The organism is Serratia sp. Ae19-1 (assembly GCF_059801225.1).
On sequence record NZ_JBCHWD010000005.1, the window covers coordinates 114,581 to 134,671 of the forward strand.

Sequence of the window (20,091 nt, forward strand, 5' to 3'; positions counted from 1 at the left end):
CCCTGTCATCAGAGATGCATATTTGGCCACATTGATGTGGCCTTTTTCTTTTTCAGCTTCCGCCGTTTTGCTTCAGGAACGCTTCAAAGCTTAGCGTATCATTGGCTTCTATGTCGCGTTGGCGCTGCCACGAAGCCTCGCGCTCTTTATCCAGCTCAGCTTCGTTCAGAATTTCCAACGGCTCTTCCAGCAGCATCTCGCGATAGCGTTCAGCCAACTGCAGACCGACGCGCCCGGTGCCTTCCGCCTTCATCGCCTTCAGAATGCGTGCGGAGAAAGTCAGTTCCGGATCGTCGAACGCGGCGACCAACTCATCGCACACCTGCTGGTATTGACGATTGCCGGCTTCGCCGTCCAGCACTTCCGCTACCCGACGCAGATCGGCGAACAACGCCTTGCCGACTTTCTCCAGCGGCTCATGGCTGGCGCCACAGCCGATGCCGATGGTCTGGCCCGACTTGCGCCCTTCCAGGATCACTCGGTTCCAGTTTTTGCGCGTGCACAGCAGCTCATCGCTGCTCATCTCCGGCGCATCCGCCAGCGCGCACCACACCAGGAACAGATCCAGGAAACGCGCCTGTACCGCATCCACGCCGATTGGCGAGAACGGGTTGATGTCCAGCGAGCGCACTTCGATGTATTCGATGCCGCCGCGCAGCAACGCGTCCGACGGCGTCTCGCCGCTTTTGGTCACGCGCTTCGGCCGGATCGGCGCATACAGCTCGTTCTCGATTTGCAGCACGTTGCTGTTCAGCTGCAGATAGCGATCGCCCTCTTTCACGCCCAGCTTGGCGAACTCTTCCGAAGGCGTGGCGATCGCCCGCTTCAGACCGGCCACATAGCTGTGTAGATCGTTGAAGGTAATGCCCAGATTACTCTGCGATTTGTTGGTGTAACCCAGGTCGCTCAAACGCAACGAGGTGGCGTATGGCAGGTAGCACATGCCCTGTTCGGTGCGCTCGAACGGCAGATTGGTCTCGCGCCCTTTGAGGAACGAAGAACAGATCGCCGGCGATGCGCCGAACAGATATGGGATCACCCAACCGAAACGGTAGTAGTTGCGGATCAGGCGGAAATAGCCCGCCGAGATCTGCTCTTTACCGCTTTCGGCATCCTGCACGCCGGCCCAGGCCTGCCAAAACTCCAGCGGCAGCGAGAAGTTGTAGTGCACGCCGGAAATGGTCTGCATCAGCGCGCCATAGCGATTCTTCAGCCCTTCGCGGTACAGCGTCTTCATGCGGCCGATGTTCGACGAACCGAACTGCGCCAGCTCGATATCCTGTTCGGCTTCGATAAAGCACGGCATGCTGAGCGGCCACATGCGTTCATCGCCAATATTGCGCGCCACGTAGCGATGAATATCGCGCAAGAACGTCAGCAGGTGATCGATATTGTCATCAACCGGCGTAATGAACTCTAACAGCGCCTCGGCGAAATCCGTGGTAATCCAGTGGTGCGTCAATGCCGCCCCCAGCTTTTCCGGATGCCCGGTAGTCGCCAAGGTGCCGTTCGGCGTGACTCGCAGCGTTTCACGCTCGATGCCGCGACGAATGCCTTTTAATGCCTGAGGATGGGCTTCCAACCAAGAAAGCGCCTGTGATACGTCCGGGATCAAATTGACCTCCCGCTTCTAAAAACAATAACTCGTAAGCATACTGAATCCGCATCCGAGAGAATATTGAGTTATATTCACTTGGTTACTGCCACCAGGCGATGCCCTGTACCGTTATCATAGTCAAAACGATGTAACGCAGCGCCTTTCCGATACACAGAAACAGCGCGACAGAGCCCCAGGGCATGCGCAGCCAACCTGCCAACACGCACAACAAATCGCCCACCACCGGCACCCAGCTGAGCAACAGCGCAGCCGGGCCGAAGCGTTGCAGCCACCCGAGCGCCGTTGCCAGCCCCCGCTGTGGTTTCAACGCCGGTAACAGGCGCCCGATAATGACATTGGTCAAGCCGCCCAGCGTGTTGCCCAGGGTCGCGGCCAGCACCAGCAATTCCGGCGAGACGCGACTCTGGGTCAGCAAAGCGACCAGAACGATTTCTGAATTTCCCGGCAGCAGCGTCGCACTGAGGAAGCTGCTGCCAAATAACGATATTACGGCTAGCGTACTACTCACAGCGTGCGAACGTCTACCACGTCCATACCGGCGCTTTTTGCCGCCTGAATGCCGAACTCGGCGTCTTCAAACACCACGCACTTTTCCGGCGGCACGCCGATAAGTTCAGCGCAGCGCAGGAAGGTGTCCGGCTCCGGTTTGTGGCGCTGTACGTCGTCCGCCCCGACGATCGCGTCGAAGCAGTTGAACAGGCCGAGATGACGCAGCAGCATTTCCGCCATGCGGTGCTCGCTGCCGGTACCGACCGCCATCGGACGGCGACCGTGATAGGATTTTACCACCTCGATCAGCGGCAACGGGCGCACGCTGTCCAACAGCATCGCCTCCACCGCGCGGGTTTTCTCCGCGGCCAGGTGATGGGGATCGAGATCGGCCTGATGGCTGGCGATAATCGCCTGAGCGATGCGCCAGGTTGGTGAACCGCTCAGCGCCACCATCGCCGCTTCATCAAACGTCATGCCATAACGGGACAGCACTTCACTCCACGCTTTACGGTGCGTTGGCTCGGTGTCCAGAATCGTGCCGTCCATGTCGAAAATAAGACCCTGATAGCGGTCGTACATCGTTACTCCATGATCGTTGAGGAAAGAAAACTACTTTAGCGTAAAGCCGTTGGGTTGTCGCTGACTGCGTCATAGCGGAATGTGCTGTGAGCGATCGGGTGCAAAGAAGGAAAGGAGTGAAGAGAGAATGGCTGAATGCTGAAAAGCGAAAAACCCGCCAAGGCGGGTTTCTCTTAGATGGTGCATCCAGGAGGATTCGAACCTCCGACCGCTCGGTTCGTAGCCGAGTACTCTATCCAGCTGAGCTATGGATGCAGAACTGTTTTTGCCGCTTGCCTGTTTCACGAACAACAGAAAAGCAAAAACCCGCCAAGGCGGGCTTCTCTTAGATGGTGCATCCGGGAGGATTCGAACCTCCGACCGCTCGGTTCGTAGCCGAGTACTCTATCCAGCTGAGCTACGGATGCATTACTATTTTTACCGCGTGCCGGCTTCGCTAATAAAGCCAGACTTTAAGAATGGTGCATCCGGGAGGATTCGAACCTCCGACCGCTCGGTTCGTAGCCGAGTACTCTATCCAGCTGAGCTACGGATGCACAGGAATTCTTTTTTGATACCGTATGGTACGTTGTTACTACCCCACCATACTGCAAAATATGGTGCATCCGGGAGGATTCGAACCTCCGACCGCTCGGTTCGTAGCCGAGTACTCTATCCAGCTGAGCTACGGATGCAAATGGCGGTGAGGCGGGGATTCGAACCCCGGATGCAGCTTTTGACCGCATACTCCCTTAGCAGGGGAGCGCCTTCAGCCTCTCGGCCACCTCACCATACGCTTCTTTCGAATTGTGCCTAACTTGCTTTAGAGAAGCTCATCGGCACTGCGTGGCGCACATATTACTTTCTCCGACTTTTAAGTCAAACAATTTTTCCCAACTCATGCGCGTTTGCACAATTCACACCCAACATGGGCGATTTCACGGCAAAAAGGGCGTTTTATCAACAGGCAACCGCAGCGTTTATCGCAACAAAGCAGGAAACTAACCGGGAAAATAATCACGAAAAAGAGAGGGGAGAACGAAAGAAGTGGCTAAAACGATGCAGTAGCGTCTCGTCTGGCAACGAGACGCTGCTTCGGAATCAGTAAGTCGTCTGCTGAGACTTCTCTGCCTGAATGCGCTGATAGATTTCTTCACGGTGAACCGAAACCTCTTTGGGGGCGTTCACACCAATACGCACCTGGTTGCCTTTTACCCCTAGCACAGTGACCGTAACCTCATCGCCAATCATGAGGGTTTCACCAACTCGACGAGTCAGAATTAACATTCTTTGCTCCTTGAAAGATTAAAAGAGTCGGGTCTCTCAGTTTCCCCGTCATTATCCATCATATGTGGTGAAAACGTAAGCCGCGCAATCCACAATAAGTGTAAGCAGACTTGGTCCCACCTCAGATAATGGTAAGTTTAGCCGACCTGAAAAACTTTGTTCCCGCAATTGTAACTAAATTGTGTTAGCACAGTATGAAAACGCCATAATCAACAAAGTATTATGGCGTTTGTCCGTGCTATTTATTTATGTTCACAGCTTCGAGGCCACCCAGGCTTCTACGCTGTTTAACGCCGCTGGCAGGGCGTTGATATCCGTCCCCCCCGCCATCGCCATATCCGGGCGGCCACCGCCCTTGCCGCCTACCTGCTGTGCCACGTTGCCGATCAACTCGCCGGCTTTTACGCGGTCAGTCAGATCCTTGGTCACGCCTGCGACCAGGCTGACTTTATCGTCAGCCGTCGTTGCCAACACGATAATGGCCGAACCCAATTGATTTTTCAGGTCATCCACCATGGTGCGCAGCATTTTGGCTTCGACATTATCCAACTGGCTGACCAACAGCTTCACGCCGTTAACCACTTTCGCCTGGCTGGACAGCGACGCGCTTTCCTGCGCCGCCTGCTGATCTTTCAACTGCTGCAGTTCTTTTTCCAACGCGCGGGTGCGATCGAGCACCGAGCGCACTTTATCGGTCAGGTTGTTGCTGTCGCCCTTGACCAGCTGCGCAACGTCTTGCAACAAATCGCTTTGCTGGTGCAGCGTGGCGATAGCGCCTGCGCCGGTCACCGCTTCGATACGACGGATGCCCGCCGCAGTGCCCGACTCGCTCAGAATGCGGAACAGGCCGATGTCGCCGGTGCGGCTGGCATGGGTACCGCCGCACAGTTCGGTGGAGAAGTCGCCCATGGTCAGCACGCGCACGTTGTCATCGTACTTCTCGCCGAACAGCGCCATCGCGCCCTTCTCTTTGGCATCTTCCAACGCCATCAGCTCGGTCTGTACCGGCAGGTTACGACGCACCTGCTGGTTCACCAGATCTTCCACCGCGCGGATTTGCTCTGGTTTCATCGCTTCGAAATGCGAGAAGTCGAAACGCAGGTATTTGTCGTTAACCAGCGAGCCTTTCTGCGCAACGTGGTCGCCCAACGTTTGGCGCAGCGCGGCGTGCAACAGGTGGGTTGCGGAGTGGTTCAGACGGATGCTGTTGCGACGCTCGGTATCGATCTGCGCGTCAACGCGATCGTTCAGCTTCAGCGAACCTTGCGCCAGCTTGCCTTGATGGCCGATAGCCTGGCCGTATTTCTGGGTGTCGTTGACCACAAATTCTGCGCTGGCGGCTTTCAGCACGCCTTTATCGCCGACCTGACCGCCGGACTCACCGTAGAACGGCGTCTCATCCAGCACCACCACCGCCTCTTCGCCGGCGCTGATCTGATCGACCGGCTGGCCGTCGCGGAACAGTGCGATGACCGTTGCCTGCTGTTCGTCGTGATCGTAGCCGCTGAACTGGCTGCTGCCGTCCACGCGGATCAGGCTGTTGTAGTCGGCACCGAAACCGCTGGACTCACGCGCGCGGCGGCGCTGCGCTTCCATCGCCTCTTCAAAGCCTGCTTCGTCGACTTTCAGACCGCGCTCGCGGCAAACGTCAGCGGTCAGATCGACCGGGAAGCCGTAGGTGTCGTACAGACGGAAAGCGGTTTCGCCGTCCAGGGTATCGCCCTGCAGCTTGGCCAGCTCTTCGTCCAGCAGCGCCAGGCCACGCTCCAGCGTGCGGGCAAACTGCTCTTCTTCGGTTTTCAGCACCTGCTCCACCAACGATTGCTGGCGTTTCAGCTCGTCGGCCGCCGGGCCCATCACTTCGATCAGCGGTGCCACCAGCTTGTAGAAGAAGGTGTCTTTCGCGCCCAACATGTTGCCATGACGGATCGCACGACGAATGATGCGTCGCAGCACGTAGCCGCGGTTTTCGTTAGACGGGATCACACCGTCCGACACCAGGAAGGCGCAGGAACGGATGTGGTCAGCGATAACGCGCAGGGATTTGTTGTCCAGATCGGTCGCGCCGGTCACTTTCGCTACGGCGGCGATCAGGGTGCGGAACAGGTCGATCTCATAGTTGGAGTTCACATGCTGCAACACCGCCGCGATGCGCTCCAGACCCATGCCGGTATCCACCGAAGGTTTCGGCAACGGCAGCATGGTGCCGTCGGACTGACGGTTGAACTGCATGAAAACGATGTTCCAGATCTCGATGTAACGGTCGCCGTCTTCTTCCGGGCTGCCTGGAGGGCCGCCCCAGATGTGATCGCCGTGATCGTAGAAAATCTCGGTGCACGGGCCGCATGGGCCGGTGTCGCCCATCTGCCAGAAGTTATCGGAAGCGAAAGGCGCGCCCTTGTTGTCACCGATGCGGATAATGCGCTCGGCCGGAACGCCGATTTGCTTCTGCCAGATATCGAACGCTTCGTCATCGGTTTCATATACGGTGACCCACAGTCTCTCTTTCGGCAGGTTGAACCAGTTTTCACCGGTCAGCAGTTCCCACGCGTAGCTGATAGCGTCGTGCTTGAAGTAATCGCCGAAGCTGAAGTTGCCCAGCATTTCAAAGAAGGTGTGGTGACGAGCGGTATAACCGACGTTTTCCAGGTCGTTATGCTTGCCGCCTGCGCGCACGCAGCGCTGCGAGGTGGTGGCGCGGGAATAGGCGCGTTTGTCGAGCCCCAGGAAAACATCCTTAAATTGGTTCATGCCGGCATTGGTAAACAGCAATGTCGGATCATTGTTAGGCACCAGGGAGCTGCTTGCTACAACCTGGTGACCCTTACTATGAAAGAAATCGAGAAACGCTTGACGGATCTCAGCGGTGCTCTTGCTCATAATTTTCCTGGAAAGGCTAGAATAACGACACGTGAGCCGGCGACGCGTCATCCCGACGATGACAACCAGCTCACGAACAAAAAGTGGGGATAAGATAAATTTTCTTCAGAGGGAAGTAAAACCCCGTGTGCGCTCATTGCGCAAAATCACGGTAAATTGACTGAATTTCTTCCTGGAAGAAGCCGCGATAGAGCAGATAACGCTGCACTTTGGCTTTCTCTTTCCAGTCGGTTGGCAACACATCGCCAAATTTTCGCTGCGCCACCTGTTTAGCCTGTTCACACCAGTCGATGTCGCATTCCGCCAGCGCGTCCTGCACCAGCGCTTTATCCACGCCCTTTTGCATCAGTTCGCTGCGGATACGCTGCGCGCCATAACCCTTGCGGCTGCGGCTACCGATGTAACTGTGAGCGAAACGCCGATCGTCCAGCCAGTTATGCTGATAACAGTAGGCGATAACCTGCTCGATCTGCGCAGGATCCACCGGCTCTTCAACCACCGGCGATGATGCCGGCGCATGTGGCCCCTTGCCACCAAAACGGGCTTTCGCCACAAACGGCTGCGCCGCAAGTTTGCGGCGCAGTTCAGCTTCACTATGATCGCGTTGCGACAGCAGGCGCATGGCGCGGCTTAGCAAATCATTCATCATTCAAGCCTGAATTTATGGGATATGCGCCACACAAGCGGCGGCGCATACCTTCAGCGATTAGAACTGCTCGCTGGTTTCCGCTTCGTCGTCTTCGAAGTCGTCACCGGAAGCGGCCACCAGTTCACCGCCGCTGTGCAGCAGCAGGTCGCGCAGCTTCTTGTCCAGCTCGGCGGCGATCGCTGGGTTTTCTTTCAGGAAGTTACAGGCGTTCGCCTTGCCCTGACCGATCTTCTCGCCGTTATAGCTGTACCAGGCGCCGGCTTTTTCGATCATCTTGTGCTTAACGCCAAGATCGACCAGCTCGCCGCGGCTGTTGATGCCTTCGCCGTACATGATTTGGAACTCAGCCTGCTTGAATGGCGCAGCGATTTTGTTCTTCACCACTTTCACGCGGGTTTCGCTGCCCACCACTTCATCGCCCTCTTTGATGGCGCCGATGCGGCGGATATCCAGACGCACCGAAGCATAGAACTTCAGGGCGTTACCGCCGGTCGTGGTTTCCGGGTTGCCGAACATCACGCCGATTTTCATACGGATCTGGTTGATGAAGATCAGCAGGGTGTTGGCGTTTTTCAGGTTGCCGGCCAGCTTACGCATCGCCTGGCTCATCATGCGTGCCGCCAGGCCCATGTGCGAATCGCCGATTTCACCTTCGATTTCCGCCTTCGGCGTCAGCGCCGCCACGGAGTCGACGATGATAACGTCAACCGCACCGGAGCGGGTCAGCGCATCACAGATTTCCAGCGCTTGCTCGCCGGTATCCGGCTGCGAGCACAGCAGGTTGTCGATATCGACGCCCAGCTTTTTCGCATAGATAGGATCCAGCGCGTGCTCGGCGTCGATGAACGCACAGGTTTTGCCTTCGCGCTGCGCAGCGGCGATCACCTGCAGCGTCAACGTGGTTTTACCGGACGATTCCGGGCCGTAGATTTCTACGATGCGGCCCATCGGCAGGCCGCCGGCGCCCAGGGCGATATCGAGTGACAGTGAGCCGGTGGAGATCGTTTCCACGTCCATGGAGCGGTCTTCACCCAGACGCATGATGGAGCCTTTGCCGAACTGTTTCTCAATCTGGCCCAGTGCCGCAGCTAACGCCTTTTGCTTGTTCTCATCAATAGCCATTTTTGCTCCTTCGTTTCGCAATGCCGGTGTTACCCCACACTGCCACTGAATGTATGTTGTGCAGGAAATGTCACTAATTATACTGTATGGTCATACAGTATCAAGCCTAATTTACAAAAATTCGTCAATGGCGGTTTGCAGCGCGAAGATCGTCGCCTGCAGCCGCACCGCATCGCGGTCGCCCTTGAATTGCATCTTGCGCACCAGCCCCCGGCCATCGCTGTTGGCGAAGCCGAACCACACGGTGCCGACCGGCTTTTCCTCGCTGCCGCCGTCCGGGCCGGCGATGCCGCTCACCGACAGCGCCAGATCGGCCCGCGCCGCACGCAGCGCCCCTATCGCCATCTCGCGCACCACCTCTGCACTGACCGCGCCGTGCGCCGTCAACGTGGCTTCGCTCACCCCCAGCAGGTCATGCTTCGCCGCATTGCTGTAGGTGACGAAACCGCGATCGAAATAGGCAGAGCTGCCGGCGATGTCGGTAATGGCCTTGGCGATACCGCCGCCGGTGCAGGATTCCGCGCAGGTGATCCAGCGGCCCTGAGCCTTCAGTTTTTCCCCTGCCAGCACGCTGAGCCGGCGCAGTTGGTTTTCACTCATAACCCCTCCCTCGCGAATTCAGGTATATGCGCCCGATAGTAGCATTTATCAAGGCGACGCGGCGGCCGGCGCGTGGAAATGCGCAGCGCCTCGCAGGCGGTGCGGTTTTAAGCGCCCGGTCAAGCTGCTAGTATCAAAAGAAGCGCCCCATCGAGCGGCGGCGCACCAGCACAAGGAACATCACGGAGGCGGCGCGCTGCGGCGGCGGCCTCAGGGCGCACCCGAAGAGATTAGGATGATAGAGTGAAAAAAACGTTGGGCGTATTCTTGCCGTTGTACACCACCACCCTGCTGCTGCTGTTGGGCTCGGGCCTGCTCACTACCTACGTTTCGCTGCGGCTGACCTCCATCCATGTCAGCAGCGCGCTGATCGGCGCCATCATCGCCGCCAACTACATCGGATTGGTGATCGGCGGCAAGGTCGGCCACTTTCTCATCGCCCGCGTCGGGCATATCCGCGCCTACGTAGCCTGCGCCGGCATCATCACCGCCGCGGTGCTGGGGCACGGCCTGACGGAGTTCATTCCCGCCTGGGTCGCGCTGCGTCTGGTGATCGGGCTGTGCATGATGTGCCAGTACATGGTGCTGGAAAGCTGGCTGAACGACCAGGCGGAATCCAACCAGCGCGGCATGGTGTTCGGTTTCTATATGGCGGCGACCTATCTCGGCATGTCGCTGGGCCAAATCGTGCTGATGCTGCAAAGCAACCTGGGTATCGCCACGCTGCTGGTGATCGCACTGTGCTTCGCACTCTGCCTGGTGCCGATCGCCCTCACTACCCGTACCAATGCGCGCCACATGTCGCCGGCCCCGATGGAGCTGCGTTACTTCGTCGGCGCCATCCCCAAGGTATTGGCCACCACGCTGGTGATCGGCATGGTGGTCGGCTCGTTTTACGGCCTGGCGCCGGTCTACGCCAGCCTGCAATCCTTAACCACTCAGCAAACCGGCCTGTTCATGGCGCTGTCCATCTTCGCCGGGCTGGTGGCGCAGTTTCCGCTCAGTTGGTTGTCGGATCGCTACAACCGCCCCTTGCTGATGCGCCTCAACGCCATTTTGCTGATCGTAGCGGCGCTGCCGCTGGCGCTGCTGCCGCACATCGATTTCCCGCTGCTGCTGGCGGTCGGGTTCGTCGTCAGCATGCTGCAATTTACGCTCTACCCGCTGGCGGTGGCGCTGGCCAACGATCTAATAGAGCCGGAGCGCCGCGTCTCGCTGGCCGCCTGTCTGCTGATGGCGTTCGGCGTCGGCGCCAGCATCGGGCCATTGGCGGTCGGCGCGCTGATCGAACCGCTGGGCGGCAATATCCTGTACGCCTTCTTCGCCCTGTGTGGCGTGCTGCTGGCGGCCCTCAGCCGCACGGCGAAAGCGGAGGAACCGCAGCTGGCGCAGGACGCGCCGGTGCCGCACATCCCGCTGCCGGACAGCCTCGCCAGTTCGCCGCTGTCGCCGGCGCTCAACCCGACCTTCGATGAACAGATCATTCACGACACCATGCCGCCGCCGGAAGCGGCGCCCGAGGTCGACGAGCCGCAGCCCGAAGAACAAGAGGCGGAGCCTTTGCCTCAGGGCGCCGATCCGGAAGAGGACACCGGCCTGAAAAAGGCGCACGCCATGCTGTAAACGGCGGCGTTACAGATCCTGGAAGGAGCCCAGCAGGAAACCGCGTTCGGCGATCGTCGCTTTCAGCGTCGGCGCGGTCAACACATCCAGCTCGACGAGGCGCGGGTGGCAGTATTGGCTCTGCAGAATGGTCGCATCGAGAAACGCCGGGTGGCACATTATTTCCAATGACTCGACGCCCTGCTCGTCGGCACGCGCCAACCTCTGCAGGAACAAGGCTTCGGAGATCGCCTCACCGTAGAATCCCGCGTCAAACGCATCGGTGCTGTAGGGAGCCTGCAACGCCATGTCGCGCCGTTTCGCCTCTTCGCGATCGAGGCGCAGCGGCAGACCCTGCGCCTGCGCGAACGCCTCCACCAGCGGATAAATCTGCGGATGCATATGCACATGATGGTGGCTGTCGATATGCGTCGGCGCCCGGCCGAACAGCGTCACAAACCGCGCGAACTGGCGCTGCAGCTCCTCGTGAATTTCGTCCAGCTGCAGCTCGCCAGCCTCGGCGCGGCGCCACAGCCATTTGCCCAGTTCGCCATGTTCGTTGACCAGCGAAGGCATGGCGCCCAGCGGCTTGCCATGGGTCAAAACGAAATGCAGCCCGATAGGCAACCCCGGATATTGCCGGCTGAGCGCCGCCGCGTGCTGCGCGCCGCCGCCGTTCACCATCGCCGTGGTGGAGGAAACGACGCCATGCTGATACGCCTCGATGACGCCATAGTTCTGCCCTTTGCTCAGGCCGAAATCGTCGGCATTCACGATCAGTAGTTTTTCCATAGAGGCTCCCGCGGGATAGATTTTTGGCAAGGGAAGGCCGACCGCTCGGCGCGGCATTCCCCTTCGTTAAGGTAAAAATCAAATGATTAACCGACCGGCGCCCTGAAGCTCATCGGCATATCGGCGTTGATACTGATCGGGAGCGGCCCTAAAGAGGGCCGTAACACTTTTTTCGGTAGTTGCCTGGGGTCACGTCGGTGAGCCGCTTGAAGTTTTTAATGAACAGGCTGACATCGCCATAGCCGGAATCAAAGGCGATGTCGGAGACCGAATAGTTGGTGACCTCCAGCTGCGTCTTGGCGAAGTTGATGCGGATCTCATTGATCACCTGCATCGGCGTCTTCTGATAGTAGCGCCGCATCGCCCGGGTCAGGTACTCCTGAGTTTTCCCCGACAGCGCCACCATGTTCGCCAACGCCTTTTCGCCGAACATCGCCTTGTCATGCATGCCGGCCAGGGTGTTCTTCAGCCACTGCGGGATATCATCGCCGCCGTCGTTTTCTTCTTTATAATGTCGGATGCGGCTGATCACGTAGAAGGTCAATGTTTCGAGGAATTCGGCGAAGTCGTCCTCGCGAAACTGCGGCGAACTCACCACCGATTCGATATAGGCCAAAAACTCGCTTCTCAGGCTGTAGGCCTGCGAGGCGACGAAACAACGCGGCAGCTGTTGCAAGTAATGCTCTTCAAAGAACGCTTTACTGACCGCCACGTTGAAGATTTTCGTCGCGCCGAACTCGTAAAAGCTCTGGTGGTAGGAACCGATAGGAATAAAGACGAAATCCCCCCGTTCCAGCAGCACCCGTTTGCCGTTGATCTCCTGATAGCATTTGCCGCTCAGCACGATGGTGAACTCGTAATAGTCGTGCTGATGCAGCCCGGTGGCGCTTTCCACCTTGTTGTAGATAAACAGGTGAAAATCTTTGCAGTTAAAGAAATCCTGCTCGCGAATCAGCTTCACGTCGTTTGCGCTCAGTGAAATTCGGTTATCGGACACGGCGCCGGCCTCCCGTTAGTCAAATCCGTTGCGTCTGGCCGCCTCGGCAAACCAGTAACCGCTTTTCTTGATGGTGCGCCGCTGATCCGCCCGATCCAGCCGCACCAGCCCATACCGATTCTTGTAGGCGTTCAACCAGGACCAGCAGTCGATAAAGGTCCACAGATGATAGCCCTTGCATTGCGAACCTTCCGCCAGCGCGCGGTGTAACCACTTCAGGTGCTCGCGAATAAAGTCGATGCGGTAGTCGTCTTCCACCCGCCCATCTGCGCCGATAAACGCTTCTTCGCCCTCGACGCCCATGCCGTTTTCCGAAATATAACAAGGCAGATTGCCGTAGTTCTCTTTCAGATCCATCAGGATGTCGTACAACCCCTTCTCATAGATCTCCCAGCCGCGATGCGGATTGATTTTGCGGCCCGGCATTGCATAGTAGCTGAACAAATCCTCCGGCGATGCGATTGGCCCCGCGGCGCAACGCCCCTCTTTCGCCTGCACCCTGCGCGGCTGGTAGTAGTTGACGCCGAGGATATCCACCACACCGCCTTCGATCAGCTGCGCGTCCTGCGGCTCGCAGTGCGGCATCAGCCCATGCTGCTCCAACAGGTACAGCAGCGCCGTCGGATAACGTCCCTTGGCGACCGGATCGAGAAAGCTGCGATTGAGCAGCAGATCGGCATCGTGTGCGGCCTGCAGATCCTCCGGCGCATCGGAGCGCGGATAGGTCGGGCTCAGATTCAGAATGATGCCGATGCTCCCCGGCAACCCGCGCGCTCTGAAACGCTGCACCGCCATGGCATGCGCCAGTACGCTGTGATACGCCACGGTGACCGCCCGTTTGAAGTCCACCACGCAAGGGTAGTGCAAGTCATTCAGGTAACCGGCCTCCACCGGCACGATCGGCTCGTTGAAGGTGAACCAGTGGGTGACCCGATCGCCAAACAGGCCGAAACAGGTATCGGCGTAACGCGCGTAGGCTTCGACCACCGCCCGGCTTTCCCAGCCGCCGCGCTGCTGCATGCACAGCGGCATATCGAAGTGATAGAGATTGATAAACGGGGTGATGCCCTGCGCCAGCAGCTCGTCGATCATCGCGTTATAGAAAGCCACCGCCTGCGGGTTCACCTCGCCGTCGCCGTCCGGGATCAGCCGCGACCACGAGATCGACGTTCTGAAGGTATTGTGGCCCAACGTTTTGAGCAGCCCGATGTCGGTGCGGAAATGGTCATAAAAGGTCGAGGCCTCAGCCGGCCCCACCCGATCGTGAAAGCGCTCGGGCGCGATCTCGTACCAATAGTCGAAGATGTTGCGGCTCTTGCCGTCCCGCGCGGCCGCCCCTTCAGACTGCGGCGCGGAGGTGGCGCTGCCCCACCAGAACCCGTCGGCAAATTGATATTCCATATTCGCGTCCCTCGCGGGGCGGCCGCGCCGCCCCGTTCCACAGTTAGAATTTCAGCGCGTTGGCGATGTCTTCTTCGCTTTCTGTCGCCGCATCGATCTGGCTCTGCGCCTTGTTGGAGATCGCCACGAACGGCAGGTAAATCACGGTGGCGACCGCCAGGTTGAACAGGCTCAGCAACATGGCCATGATGCTGCCGTTGGTGTTGAAGAACGCCCCCAGGCCGACCGGCATGGTCCAGGGCGCGATGTTGGTGATCGGCGGGATCAGCCCGGAGTAATAAGCCAGCGAGGTGATAATGGTCAGCACCGGCTGCACCAGAATAAACGGAATGAACATCACCGGGTTCATGATCACCGGCAGGCCGAACAGGATCGGCTCGTTGATCTGGAAAATGCCGGATGGTGTCGCCAACTTGGCGACCTGGCGGTAATCCTCGCGGCGCGAAGCGATGAAGATGGCGATGATCAGGCCCAGCGTCGAGCCGGTGCCACCGAGGTAGATATAGGAGTCGACGAACGGTTTCGCCCACATGTGGAACTCTTTACCGGCGGCCACCGCCGCTTCGACCGAACCGTATTTGTTGTACAGCTCCACGTTTTCCAGCGCGAACGGCGTCATGATGCCGCTGTCCAGCGCCGCCAGCGCCATGGAGCCGTGCACCCCAAAGAACCACAGCAGCGAAGAGAACAGCACGTACACCCAACCCACCACGCTGCCCATCTTGGCCAGCGGCGCCGAAATGCCGTCCATGATGATCTGGTGGAAGTTGGTGCCCCAATGCGCCAGCGCGAACGCCACCAGCCCCATGATGGAGAGGATGATGAAGCCGGGGATCAGCGCCGAGAAAGAGCGCGACACCGAAGCCGGCACGCTGTCCGGCAGGCTGATCACCCAGTTGCGCCGCACGATGAAAGCAAACATCTCAGCCACCGCCAACCCGATCACCATACCGGAAATGATGTTGGCGCCGCCCAGCCAGTTGGCGCCCACCGCATAGGCCTCGCCGACGTTGAACGGCGTGACGGTCATGAAGGCCGCCACCGCCAGCAGCGCCGAGGCCAGCGGATCGACCTTGCGCTCTTCGGCCAACGCCATGCTGATAAAGAACGGCGTCATCAGGGACATGATCCCCAGCGTACCGTTGTAAACGCTGCCGCCGATGCTCTTCAGGCCGTTAAGCGTCTCGATGGTGGAGGCGTCCAACCTCACGCCCAACGAATAGAAGAACGATCCCTCACCGAAGCTGAGGAACACGTTGTTGATCAACACGAACATCGCCCCGGTCAAGGTCAGCGGCATCAGGCGGATAAAGCCGTTCTTGATGGCGTTGACGTGGGGCTGCTTACCGATTTTTACGGCGAAAGGCAGGATAACCTTCTCGAGCGAGGCAATGAGGGTATTCACGGCGGCCTCCTGTTATTGGTTGGCTTTCTTGATGGCGGCCACCGCGGCCTTCAATACGCCCAGCCCATCGACCTTGCCGTACAGCAGCGGATCGATGACTTCCACAGGTTTGTTGGGCAGCTGTTTTTGCACTTCCGGCAAGGTGTAGGCGATCTGCGGCCCCAGCAGGATCAGATCCGCTTCAACGCCCTTCTCGGCGGCCAGCGCTTCCGGGTAAGCGGCGATGATCACCGGCACTTCATATTTCTCGGCCTGCGCCTTCATTTTTGATACCAACAGGGAAGTGGACATACCGGCAGAACAAAACAGATAGATTTTTTTCTTTTCCATACCAAGCACCTCAGATAATCAAAAAAACCCCGTGTTATTTGTATGCCAGATGCAATCACGATTGCTTCACGCACATTCCTTATGAAAATTTCCGTCACGTTGCCCTGGTTACGGACAGTATACGGAGCATGAAAAACGGATCGGTAAGCCAGGAGGAGAAATAACCGTCTCTCATTGACCTGGTGGATTGACCCTCTTCACATTTCGCACAAAAAAATAGTGTGACCGGGCTCTCAAATAACCGATAAAAACTCAGAATATTCGCAATAAATACTCAAATAGCAATTATAAACAGCAAGTTATAAACGCGCTGGGAATTTAAGGGTTTATTTGAGCCGGAACAAATGGAGAGGATATAAAAATAGTTCAGGCTTGATTCCCCCCTGCCATCCCGCACGCGGTGGCGTGGGGAGGATTACATGGGCAGACGCAGCAACTCGATCACCGTGGTCAACGCCACGGGGTGATTTCTACGATTGGGATAATAGAGGTAAAAACCGGGAAACGGCGCGCACCAGTCGGCCAACACTCGCCGCAGCCGCCCGCTCGCCAGGTGTTCTTCCACCTCCTGCTCGATGGCGAAAGCGATGCCGACGTGCGCCAACGCCGCCTGCAGCAACAGTCTGGCGTCATCCACGATCAGCGGGCTGTTGACCGCCACGGAAAATCGCTGCTCGCCCTGCTGAAACGCCCATTTGTAGCGCTCGCCCGAAGAGGCCTTGCGCCAACCGATGCAGCGATGCTGCAGCAAATCCTGCGGGTGCGCCGGTTCGCCATGCCGTTGAAAATAGTCCGGCGTGGCGACGATGGCAAAACGCAGATCTGGCGTCACGCGCACCGCGCGCATATCGTTGTGCAGATCCTCACCGAGCCGGATACCGGCGTCAAAGCCTTGTTCGACGATGTTGGCGAACCCCTCGTCCGCCACCACTTCCAGCGTAATGCCGGGGTACTCGCTGGCCAAGCGCCCCAGAAGCGGCACGATGGCGAGCTCGATGGCCGAACGCGGCGCGTTGATGCGCACCAGGCCGCGCGGCCCGTCGCGAAACGCATTCAGGCTCTCCAGCGCGGCGTCGATATCGGTAAAGGCCGGCACCAGCTGCGCCAGCAGATGCTCGCCGGCTTCTGTCGGCGAGACGTTGCGGGTGGTGCGGTTCAGCAGGCGAATGCCCACCTGCGCTTCCAGTTCGCGCAAGGTGTGGGTCAGCGTCGGCGGCGTTACGCCCAGCCGAGCGGCGGCGCGGCGGAAGCTGCGTTCACTGGCAATAGCCACGAAGGCCGCCAGGCCGGACAGTTCGGGTTTCTTCATGCTATTAATATAAATTATCTAATAGTGAGATGAATTTTTAGCGGATAGTTATCCGTCATCTAACAACATAGCATTGCGATCGAACCCATTACCAGGTATCGATGCGATGATTAATGCTACAGCTCCAACTCATGAAACGCCGCGCAGGCTGGCGGATAAAGTCGTACTGGTGAGCGGCGGCGGCACCGGCATCGGCCGCGCCGCAGCGCTGGCCTATGCCCGCGAGGGCGCCAAAGTGGCGTTGGCCGGCCGGCGCGCGGCGGAGATCGAAGCCACGGCGCGCGATATCGCGTTGGCCGGCGGCGACGCCCTGCCCATCGTGACCGACGTCGCCCAGGAGGGTGATATCCGCCGGCTGCTCGCCGCGGTGACCGCCCATTACGGCCGGCTCGACGTCGCCTTCAACAACGCCGGCATCATCGGCAACTTCGCCCCCATCACCGAACAGACCAGCGAAGATTTTGACCGGGTTATCGCCATTAACCTCAGAGGCGTCTGGCTGGCGATGAAATACGAGATTGAAACCTTCCTGGCTCAACGCTCGGGCGGCGTGATCATCAACACCTCCTCCTGGCTGACCCACGGCGCACTGACCGGTTCATCAAGCTACTCCGCCAGCAAAGGGGCGCTCGATGCGATGATCCGCGCAGTGGCGCTCGAATACAGCGGCCAGGGCATCCGCGTCAACAACATCAACCCCGGCATCATCGACACGCCGATGGCGCGCAGCAGCGTGGCCGACAGCGCGGCGTTCGCGCCCTTTATCGCCCATACGCCCGCCGGCCGCCTGGGCGAATCGGAAGATATCGGCGATGTGGCATTGTGGCTGGCGACGGACGAGGCCCGCTTCATCACCGGCCAAAGCCTGCTGGTGGACGGCGGTTACACCATCGCCGGCATGCGCTGAGGAGGCGACGCCATGAACTACGTTCGGCTTGGCGACAGCGGCCTGAAGGTGTCCCGCCTCTGCCTGGGCTGCATGACCTACGGCGATCCGGCCTGGCGCCCCTGGGTGCTGAAGGAAGACGAGGCGCGCCCCTTTATCCGCGAAGCGCTGGAAGCGGGCATCAATTTCTTCGATACCGCCAACATTTACTCCGACGGAGAAAGCGAGCGTCTCCTCGGCCACGCACTGAAAGCGTTCGCCCGTCGTGAAGACGTAGTGATCGCCACCAAGGCCTACTTCCCGATGGATGCGCAGCCGAACAGCCGGGGGCTGTCGCGCAAGCACCTGTTGCACAGCGTCGACGCCTCTTTGCAGAGATTGGGGACGGATTACCTCGATCTGTTCGTGCTGCACCGCTTCGACACCGAAACGCCGTTCGAAGAAACCGCCGACACCCTCGACGCCCTGGTGCGGGCGGGCAAGATCCGCTATCTCGGTGCGTCTTCACTGCATGCCTGGCGCCTGATGAAAATGCTGGCCTTTCAACGTCAGCACCGCCTGGCGCCGTTTATTTCGCTGCAGAGCCAATACAACCTGGTGACGCGTGAAGACGAAGAGGAGCTGATCCCGCTGTGTCTGGAAGAGGGGCTCGGCCTGACGCCCTGGTCGCCGCTGGCCCGCGGCGTGCTGGCCGGTTCAGGCACGGCCGGCACGCTGCGCGCCGCCACCGACGAACAGGCACCCCGTTGGTACGGCGGCAGAGACGAAGTTGAGCGTACCGTCGCTGCGGTAGCGGAGGTGGCCGCCGCGCACGGCGTTCCTCCGGCACAGATCGCGCTGGCCTGGCTGTTGGCCAAACCCGGCGTGGCGTCGCCGCTGGTGGGCATGTCCAAGCCGCATCATCTGCAGGATGCGCTGGCAGCGCTCACCCTCAGGCTATCGCCGGAAGACGTGGCCGCGCTGGAGGCGCCTATCGCGCGCGTTGCCCGCCCCGAGCGCTGGTAGCCCATTTGCCTTCATTGCAGGAGAGAAGACATGTCATACGCTGTTACCGTGCGAGCGGTGTTGTTCACCCTCGCCACCACACTTCCCCTTAGCGTTCCGGCACAGGCCGCCATCAGCGCAGCTTGCGCCGCAAGCAGCATGACGCTGCCGCCCGGCGCGCTTTACCCCAACGGCATCGCCCGCGCGGCGGACGGCACCCTGTATGTCGGCTTTGTCACCAGCGGCAATGTGCTGCGTAAACGGCCGGGTAAAGCGTGGGAAACCTTTTTCCCCGGCGCTGACACGGTGTTCGCCTCAAACGCGCTGAGGCTGGACGAAAAACGCGGGCTGCTGTGGGGCAATTCGCCGGACTTCCTCTCCGGCGGCAAAGCGCGAGCCAACCGCATCTACGCGCTGAACGTCGCGGATGGCACGCTCGACCGCAGCCTGGCGCTGCCGGCGGGCGAAATGGGCAACGATATCGTGCTCGGCGCAGACGGTACGGTGTACGTGACGGAAACCCGCGGCGGCGGCATTCTGCGCCTGCGGCCAGGCGAGACGGCATTCAGTACGCTGTTTCAGGATCCGCAGTTAGCGGCCCCTAGCGGGCTGGGCGCCGCCGGGATCGTGCTGCTCGACGATCGGCTGATGGCAGTCGCCAATTTCGGTACCGGTAAGCTCTACACCCTCAGCTATAACGATCCCCAGCCGCAGCTGACGGAAATGCAGCTGCCGCGCCTCATCGAAAACCCGGACGGAATGGGGTTGGCACCGGACGGCGCGCTGATCGTGCTGGAAAACGCGATCCAGAGCGGCCACGGGCGGATCCTGCGGATCGCGTTGCCGAAGGCGGCAGGTATGCACCAGCTTGAGGTCTTGCGCGAAGGCATGGAATCGCCGGTCAACCTGACTATCACCCCGCAAGGCTGCGCCTTCGTCAGCGAGTCGCGCATCCGCCACCGCCTGCTGCCCGGCCATGAAACTGACGTGCCCGACAGCTTCCGCCTCTATCAACTGCCCTTGCCTCTCACCGTCGCACAATAAACTCTGCGCCGCCTCTGCGGGCGGCGACTTGCGTTGTTGCCCGCAGACGAACGACAATCTCGCTTCGTTACCAACCCGCCTTGCGCAGCGCTTCCCATTTTTACCTGTGACAGCCGATTGCCCGCTGGGCTAGTA

The 20,091-nt window shown here is 59.4% G+C and carries 18 protein-coding genes and 5 tRNA genes; 4 read left to right on the forward strand and 19 right to left on the reverse strand.

What is annotated here, in order from left to right; all coding sequences use genetic code 11:
• Positions 1-52: 52 nt before the first annotated feature.
• The 13 genes from gshA to pncC form a co-directional block, all read right to left on the reverse strand.
• Positions 53-1,615 carry a glutamate--cysteine ligase gene (gshA, locus tag AAIE04_RS15765; RefSeq protein ID WP_498577310.1) on the reverse strand — a complete coding sequence of 521 codons (1,563 nt, stop codon included), beginning with the start codon at positions 1,613-1,615 and terminating at the stop codon, positions 53-55.
• 82 nt (positions 1,616-1,697) lie between these two features.
• Positions 1,698-2,126, reverse strand: coding sequence for a YqaA family protein (locus AAIE04_RS15770; protein ID WP_025159656.1), 429 nt, complete (start codon positions 2,124-2,126; stop codon positions 1,698-1,700).
• A complete protein-coding gene (yqaB, locus tag AAIE04_RS15775) occupies positions 2,123-2,689 on the reverse strand; it encodes a fructose-1-phosphate/6-phosphogluconate phosphatase (RefSeq protein WP_004932523.1) in 567 nt (188 codons plus the stop codon). The genes AAIE04_RS15770 and yqaB overlap by 4 nt, the downstream gene beginning before the upstream one ends.
• A 178-nt stretch (positions 2,690-2,867) precedes the next feature.
• A tRNA-Arg gene (locus tag AAIE04_RS15780) sits at positions 2,868-2,944 on the reverse strand.
• A 75-nt stretch (positions 2,945-3,019) separates the two neighbouring features.
• Positions 3,020-3,096: transfer RNA gene (locus tag AAIE04_RS15785), tRNA-Arg, on the reverse strand.
• 52 nt (positions 3,097-3,148) lie between these two features.
• Positions 3,149-3,225 (reverse strand) — tRNA-Arg (locus tag AAIE04_RS15790).
• 61 nt (positions 3,226-3,286) lie between these two features.
• Positions 3,287-3,363: transfer RNA gene (locus tag AAIE04_RS15795), tRNA-Arg, on the reverse strand.
• Positions 3,364-3,366: 3 nt separating this feature from the next.
• Positions 3,367-3,459, reverse strand: a tRNA-Ser gene (locus AAIE04_RS15800).
• A gap of 310 nt (positions 3,460-3,769) precedes the next feature.
• Positions 3,770-3,955: a carbon storage regulator CsrA gene (csrA, locus tag AAIE04_RS15805; protein WP_004091602.1), complete on the reverse strand. Its 186-nt coding sequence runs from the start codon at positions 3,953-3,955 to the stop codon at positions 3,770-3,772.
• 252 nt (positions 3,956-4,207) lie between these two features.
• Complete coding sequence (alaS, locus tag AAIE04_RS15810; RefSeq protein ID WP_498577311.1) at positions 4,208-6,835, reverse strand: alanine--tRNA ligase; 2,628 nt, start codon at positions 6,833-6,835, stop codon at positions 4,208-4,210.
• A gap of 133 nt (positions 6,836-6,968) precedes the next feature.
• Positions 6,969-7,481, reverse strand: coding sequence for a recombination regulator RecX (gene recX / locus AAIE04_RS15815; protein ID WP_019455130.1), 513 nt, complete (start codon positions 7,479-7,481; stop codon positions 6,969-6,971).
• 60 nt (positions 7,482-7,541) lie between these two features.
• The gene (gene recA / locus AAIE04_RS15820; protein ID WP_004932541.1) at positions 7,542-8,606 is read right to left on the reverse strand and encodes a recombinase RecA; all 1,065 of its coding nucleotides are present in this window, start codon (positions 8,604-8,606) and stop codon (positions 7,542-7,544) included.
• Positions 8,607-8,717: 111 nt separating this feature from the next.
• Positions 8,718-9,206: a nicotinamide-nucleotide amidase gene (gene pncC / locus AAIE04_RS15825; protein WP_498577312.1), complete on the reverse strand. Its 489-nt coding sequence runs from the start codon at positions 9,204-9,206 to the stop codon at positions 8,718-8,720.
• A gap of 243 nt (positions 9,207-9,449) precedes the next feature.
• Here pncC and AAIE04_RS15830 point away from each other — a divergent pair, with 243 nt between their 5' ends.
• Positions 9,450-10,829, forward strand: a complete 1,380-nt coding sequence (locus tag AAIE04_RS15830) for an MFS transporter (RefSeq protein WP_498577313.1) — start codon at positions 9,450-9,452, stop codon at positions 10,827-10,829.
• 9 nt (positions 10,830-10,838) lie between these two features.
• On the opposite strand, the gene chbG is transcribed toward AAIE04_RS15830, so the two are convergent.
• From chbG to AAIE04_RS15860, 6 genes are all read right to left on the reverse strand, one after another.
• Positions 10,839-11,600 (reverse strand): chitin disaccharide deacetylase, encoded by a 762-nt coding sequence (chbG, locus tag AAIE04_RS15835; RefSeq protein ID WP_498577314.1) that lies wholly within the window; start codon positions 11,598-11,600, stop codon positions 10,839-10,841.
• Positions 11,601-11,748: 148 nt separating this feature from the next.
• Positions 11,749-12,597, reverse strand: coding sequence for a transcriptional regulator ChbR (gene chbR / locus AAIE04_RS15840; RefSeq protein WP_025159654.1), 849 nt, complete (start codon positions 12,595-12,597; stop codon positions 11,749-11,751).
• 15 nt (positions 12,598-12,612) lie between these two features.
• Positions 12,613-13,998, reverse strand: coding sequence for a glycoside hydrolase family 1 protein (locus tag AAIE04_RS15845; protein ID WP_498577315.1), 1,386 nt, complete (start codon positions 13,996-13,998; stop codon positions 12,613-12,615).
• Positions 13,999-14,041: 43 nt separating this feature from the next.
• Positions 14,042-15,403, reverse strand: a complete 1,362-nt coding sequence (chbC, locus tag AAIE04_RS15850; protein WP_063918187.1) for a PTS N,N'-diacetylchitobiose transporter subunit IIC — start codon at positions 15,401-15,403, stop codon at positions 14,042-14,044.
• A gap of 12 nt (positions 15,404-15,415) precedes the next feature.
• Positions 15,416-15,733 (reverse strand): PTS sugar transporter subunit IIB, encoded by a 318-nt coding sequence (locus AAIE04_RS15855; RefSeq protein WP_004932561.1) that lies wholly within the window; start codon positions 15,731-15,733, stop codon positions 15,416-15,418.
• Positions 15,734-16,148: 415 nt separating this feature from the next.
• Positions 16,149-17,042 carry a LysR family transcriptional regulator gene (locus AAIE04_RS15860; protein WP_498577316.1) on the reverse strand — a complete coding sequence of 298 codons (894 nt, stop codon included), beginning with the start codon at positions 17,040-17,042 and terminating at the stop codon, positions 16,149-16,151.
• Between the two features lie 106 nt (positions 17,043-17,148).
• On the opposite strand from AAIE04_RS15860, the gene AAIE04_RS15865 reads away from it, so the two are divergent.
• The 3 genes from AAIE04_RS15865 to AAIE04_RS15875 are packed head-to-tail and all read left to right on the forward strand — an operon-like array spanning position 17,149 to position 19,956.
• Positions 17,149-17,949: an SDR family NAD(P)-dependent oxidoreductase gene (locus tag AAIE04_RS15865; protein WP_498577317.1), complete on the forward strand. Its 801-nt coding sequence runs from the start codon at positions 17,149-17,151 to the stop codon at positions 17,947-17,949.
• A 12-nt stretch (positions 17,950-17,961) separates the two neighbouring features.
• A complete protein-coding gene (locus AAIE04_RS15870) occupies positions 17,962-18,933 on the forward strand; it encodes an aldo/keto reductase (RefSeq protein WP_498577318.1) in 972 nt (323 codons plus the stop codon).
• A gap of 30 nt (positions 18,934-18,963) precedes the next feature.
• Positions 18,964-19,956, forward strand: a complete 993-nt coding sequence (locus AAIE04_RS15875; RefSeq protein ID WP_498577319.1) for a Vgb family protein — start codon at positions 18,964-18,966, stop codon at positions 19,954-19,956.
• The last annotated feature ends 135 nt before the right edge of the window (positions 19,957-20,091 follow it).